General features: G+C 52.3%; 2 protein-coding genes. Both read right to left on the bottom strand.

What is annotated here, in order from left to right; genetic code table 11:
• Positions 1–467: condensation domain-containing protein (locus LJ740_RS22945; protein ID WP_229531477.1), on the bottom strand; the 467-nt coding region annotated here is incomplete at its 3' end.
• On the bottom strand, positions 464–5,793 hold a 5,330-nt coding region (locus tag LJ740_RS22940), incomplete at its 5' end, for a non-ribosomal peptide synthetase (RefSeq protein ID WP_229531476.1). The genes LJ740_RS22945 and LJ740_RS22940, both read right to left, overlap by 4 nt.

Raw genomic sequence — 5,793 nt, 5'->3', positions numbered from 1 at the left:
CTCAGGTGACTGAAATCGGCCTGTTGCACCTGTAAGGTTTTCGCTTCGTGGATAACCTGATACGGCTCGCCACCATCATCACTCATGAAAGTGGTTCGCAAACTCTCGTGACGGTCGACAATATCGTTCAGCGCACCTTCCAGGGCATCGACATCCAGTTTACCTTCCAGCACCAGGCTTGCCGGAATGTTGTACTGACTCTGGCCCGGCTCTATCTGATCAAGCACCCACAAGCGCTTTTGGGCATAGGATAAAGGTAGAGGTTGGTCTCTTTTTACAATTGGTATGTCCATCACTGAATTGGATGAATACAAAAAGTCCAATATCGACGCTTTGTTTTCACGGATTAATTGCAAAATTTCCTGAGTCATTTTCCCCTTAGCAGCTGCGACTTGTAGCTTGCCTTCCACCAAACTCAGACTCACCCCTTTGACATGTAAAGAGTCTATCAACTGACCAATTGTCATATTTCAAATCGCTCCATTTCTTCTAATTCTTCTGTGTCTGGTTTACTCGACAAAGCGTCGATATGTGTAGCCAGCTCACTAAGAGCATTTAATTCGTAGATATATCCGATGGATAATTTCAATTTAAATTTCTTCTCAATTTTGCTTAACATTTTCACAAGCAATAACGAGTGTCCGCCCAACTGGAAGAAGTTGTCTTCAACTCCCACCTGCTCAATACCCAGAACCTCTTGCCAAATCCCGCATAACGCAGCCTCAGTCTCAGTCCGGGGGGCAACATAACGCCGCTCCAGTGATTCCAGGTCCGGACTCGGCAACGCTTTCTTGTCAACCTTGCCGTTGGATGTCAGCGGCAGTTCAGCTAATGGCATGTAATGTTGTGGCACCATGTAGTCCGGCAGACTCTCTGCCAGATAGCGACTCAACTCCTGCTGTATATTCAGTTGTGGCTCTTCAGTCACCACACCTTCTGCCATCAACGCGTCATTGACGGCCCCGCCCACCATGGTATGGATCACTTGTTGGTCGTCATCAAGGCACAGTACCCGAGTCGCCACATCGGCATCTACCGAGCCCAGTGCGCAGAAACCAATTCGCTCATTCACACCGCGATGCATTATCGCCTGTCCCACATAACCCGTTTCGTACAAAGCCTCTGCACGTTGACTTTCCCGGGCAACCATCAGCAGCATGAAACTGCCCTGTAGCTCTATGGGAATATTGCGCCCCGTGGCAAACACCTCGTCCGCTCCGGCTTGTATCAGGCTCAGGCTGCGCGACGCCAGGTGATATTGGTATATCCCCTTGCCATACTCCCCGACAGTCTTGCGCAGATACACATAGTATTCACAGGCCGGCGTTTGCTTTGCCATGTCATCCACCAGATTGGGCAAACAGGTAAACAACCTGTCAGTACCCGGGACATCAGGCGCAAACTGGCGATAACTCTTGCGGTTCTTATGGGTCAGCGTCAGTACACTACCTGTGCGCTTTTGGGCAGCAAGGCCTCCTTGATAGCACTTCAGCAGATGTTGACCGGGTGTCAGCCCAAGCACAGCATGCAGGTCGACGTCATCCCCTGTCACCGCCTCAAAACACAAGCCACTGTCAGCATCCTGTTGCAATAACTGCCCCATGTACCCTGCTTCGCTTTGATACAAGCTGACAGAAAGGTCGCCATACAACGGCTTGATGGCGCGTTCATCGGCGACCAGGTAAAGACTCAGCGGTGCATCATCGGAAGCGACGTCTTCCAGTCCCCGCACCCGTATCAACGTATGTTGCAGTGGCTCGTAGTAGTAATAACCCGGTGCCAGACCCGCTCCCTGACATTGCGTCAGCTTCACATACACCTGTATCGGATAAAGACTGCCCGCCGACGGATAAAACGCTTTGGGGAAGTCCACATCAGCGTAAGTTTTACGATAAAAACGCGACAGACACAGTCCCAGCATCTGAGCTGAGATAGCACCACTGCGATAGCCATTATCGCCACCGGACAGGTAACAGGACACACCACTATCGGACAGCGGCGGCAACGCTAGCGACTCACCAGATAACCGCAATACGCCTTTATTCGCCTGTTTAAACGCCAGCTTTTCTTCCAGACCAAGGCTGGCACTATCCAGCCCCTGCTCAACACTTTGACCCACAACATACGCCACCAGGTGTGGCTGACCGTCGTGCTGACTGGTGGACACTAACGCCTCTTTTATCAGGCCATTGCGCTTCAGGTGACTTTCAATTTCGCCCAATTCAATTCGGTAACCACGGATTTTAACCTGATGGTCTTTACGGCCCTGGAATTCAATATTACCGTCCGGTAACAAACGGCCTCTGTCGCCTGTCCTGTACAAGCGTTCGCCTGTTTGAGGATGTCTCACAAAACTGGCCTGCGTCTTAGCATCGTCACGCCAGTAACCCTGCGCAAGCCCCAGACCACCGATATAAATATCGCCTGTCACCCACACCGGAGAAAGCGCCATATCCGCACTTAAAACGTACATCTGCTGGTTCGGTAAGGCCTTACCGTAGGGGATACTTGGCCCTTCACAATCATATCCGGTAATGGGATAGTGAATTGACCATATCGCCGCTTCCGTAGCCCCTCCTAAACTGTATTGCTTCGCCTGCGGGGCAATGTGATGAATACGCGCGGGCAAATCTGTCGGTAACCAGTCTCCGCTCATCATCACCGTTTGCAGCGGCAATTGCACCGACTGGTATTCACACTGCTCGACCAGCAGCTGCATCAATGCCGGAACCGTATTCCATACCGTAACATCCGGATAAGCACTCTCGGCTGTCAGGTAATTCAGCCACGCTCCGGGGTCCCGATATTCGTCTGACTTAGGCAGGACTATAGACCCGCCAGCACCTAATACACCGAAGATGTCGTAAACCGACAGGTCAAAATTCAGGTTAGACAGGCCAAAGACGGTATCCGCTGCCGTCACCTGATACTGTGTATTAATACCTTCCAGGGTATTGAGCACCGCTTCGTGTGTCATGCTCACCCCTTTCGGTGTTCCCGTTGAGCCGGAGGTGAAAATCACATAAGCCAATGCATCTGGTCGTGAAGGGTCTGACGCGTTCAGGGATACCCCCTCCGTTGGCGTATCACCGGTACTGAGCACATGAGCCTGAACCGTATCCGGTAGCCCCTCAAGGTGCGCAGCCTGGGTCACTACCTGCTGCACCTCACCTGACGCCAGTAATGTGTGGATCCGCCCCGTGGGCAGACTGGCATCAATGGGAAGATAAGCGGCCCCGGCTCGTAATATACCCAGTACCGCCACCACTTGTGCCCAGCTTTTATCCATCACCACGGCCACCAGTTCATTCGCACCAACACCCGATACCATCAACTCATCAGCTAATGATTGTGCGCGTAGTCCCAGCTCGCGATAGCTCAGGCTAAGCTCTTCGCTATATACCGCAATCTTGTCGCCCTGATTGAGTACCTGCTCCCATACCGGGGCATGGATCAGTCCCGGTGTATAAGGCTGCGCAGTATCATTGGCACGGCTCACCAATCCGGTAACCGATGCCGGAGCCGCCACCGGGCACGCCTGTTGCCACTGTTGCTCACTCTCGGCCAGCGCACCAAACAATTCCCACAGTGCCGCAAACATCGCGTCAAGCATCCCTTGCGGGAACAGACCTTCAACACTGTCCCAAACACATAACAGACCACCATTCACATCCGATAGCTGCATATCCAGCCACACCTGAGAGGTCTGCGAGATACTGAAGCCCTCCATCAGCTCATCCCTGTCCTGCGGTTTGGGCGCAGCGCTATTATCGTCGGATGGGGTTTCCAGACCCAATGTACTGGTCACCACCACAGGGAAATTGACGATATGACCACGTGAGCTCGTTAAATTCCGTTGCATGGCAACACCACTGAAATAACGGTACTCTAAATCTTCCCACAGCTGTGACTGCACGCTTTTAAGCCGTGCAATAAAGCTCTGACAATGATCCCGATAGTCCATTTCTAACAGGGTCAGGGAAGTAAAATCGCCCAGAATGTCGTTCACTTCCTGGTGGAACGGAATACGGTTAAACAGCGTCAGGTTGAGCACAAAGTGCGATTGTTCTGACCAACGATTAAGTACCTCTCCCACGGCTGTCAGAAACAATACCGTTGGCGTGATCTGATGCTGTTGAGCTATCTGTTTAACCTGTTGCCACTGTGCTTGAGGGAGCCAGTGGGAGCGGCGCTCAAAATGCGGTGTCTCTATCTGGGAAGGATCCCTGGCCAGAGGCAAGGCTGGCGGGTTGGGGAAGTCTTCAATCCGCGACTGCCAGTATTGAGCGGACGCTTCATACAACGACGACTCTTTAAGGCGCTCTTCTGCCAGCACATAATCCCTGAACGTGAGGGATAATGGCGTTAATGGTAACTCGGGTTCACTCAGTAAGCCATGAAACTCCCGTGCCAGGATCAGCATGCTGGAAGCATCAACAAGCATAATATCCATGCTGACGTGCAGTATGCCCTGGTTGTCAGACAAACGGGTAAAACGAAAATCGAACAGTGGCCAGGTGTCGGTGGACAGCACCTGATGGGACAGCTCCTGGCGTAATGCCGCAACCCCCGAAACCCGCTCATCAGTGCTCAAGGAGCGATAATCATTCACCTTCAGAGCATAGTCCGGGACCTTTGCCAGGATCTGCTGGTTCCCGTCATCGTTGACTATCATGCGCAGCATGCCGTGACGCTGAATCAATTGATTCAATGTTTGTTCGATACGTGTCGGCGAGACATCAGTAAATGGAAGCTCGACATAGCCATGAGTGGAGATGTTACCCAACTCGAAATCGCCTTCACGACCCAGCCAGTAAGCCTGCTGAACGTCGGTTAATGGGAAGGGGCTATCGAGTGACTCAGGTGCCGGTGTGACCTGTTCAAAACGGAAGCGTTGTTTATCTTCCACACTGGCATCACTATTCAGATACACTGCTAGTTCCGCAACAGTTGGAGATCTGAGGATGACCTTTAATGGCAAAGCTTGTTCAAAGCCCTGCTCAATGGCAGCTGATAAGCGAACGGCCAATAACGAGTGTCCGCCCAACTGGAAGAAGTTATCTTCAACGCCCACCTGCTCAACACCCAGAACCTCTTCCCAGATCCCGCATAACGCGACCTCAGTCTCAGTCCGGGGAGCAACATAACGCTGCTCTGATGTGCGTGTTTCCGGCGCAGGCAGCGCCTTTCTGTCTACCTTTCCATTCGCGGTCAATGGTAACTTTGCCAGCAACACAAAGGTCTCCGGCACCATGTACTCCGGGAGCACTTCCCGCAAACTGCGCTGCAATGCACTTACGTACTCACCTCGCACTGCAACATCTTCTGTCACTGACAACGACTCATCCGTTGTCACGATATAGCCTGCCAGCTCTGCCGTTTCTTCATCTCGACGATACAAGGTTACTACCGCGTCTTTTACCGACGCCAATTGTTGTAATGCTTGCTCTATCTCGCCAAGCTCTATCCTGAAGCCGCGCAGTTTGATTTGATGGTCAAGCCGTGACAAATACTCAAGACTACCATCACCTAACCAACGCACACGATCACCCGTGCGATACCAGCGACAGCCTTCACCAAACTCGCCACCGGGCGTAATAAACTGACTCGCCGTCAACTCATCCCGCTGATGATAACCCTGGCTGACGCCTTCGCCGCTGATCCATAACTCGCCCGGCACACCTATCGGGGATAACTGTCCCTGAGCTGACACCACCGCAAAACGGGTATTGTCTATCGGGCCACCGATACACACCCGCTGATCATCAGCGTTTATCTTTCTGACTCCGGACC

Source organism: Planctobacterium marinum (genome assembly GCF_020687805.1).
Lineage (GTDB): Bacteria > Pseudomonadota > Gammaproteobacteria > Enterobacterales > Alteromonadaceae > Planctobacterium > Planctobacterium marinum.
This window is presented reverse-complemented; position numbering and strand designations above follow the sequence as displayed.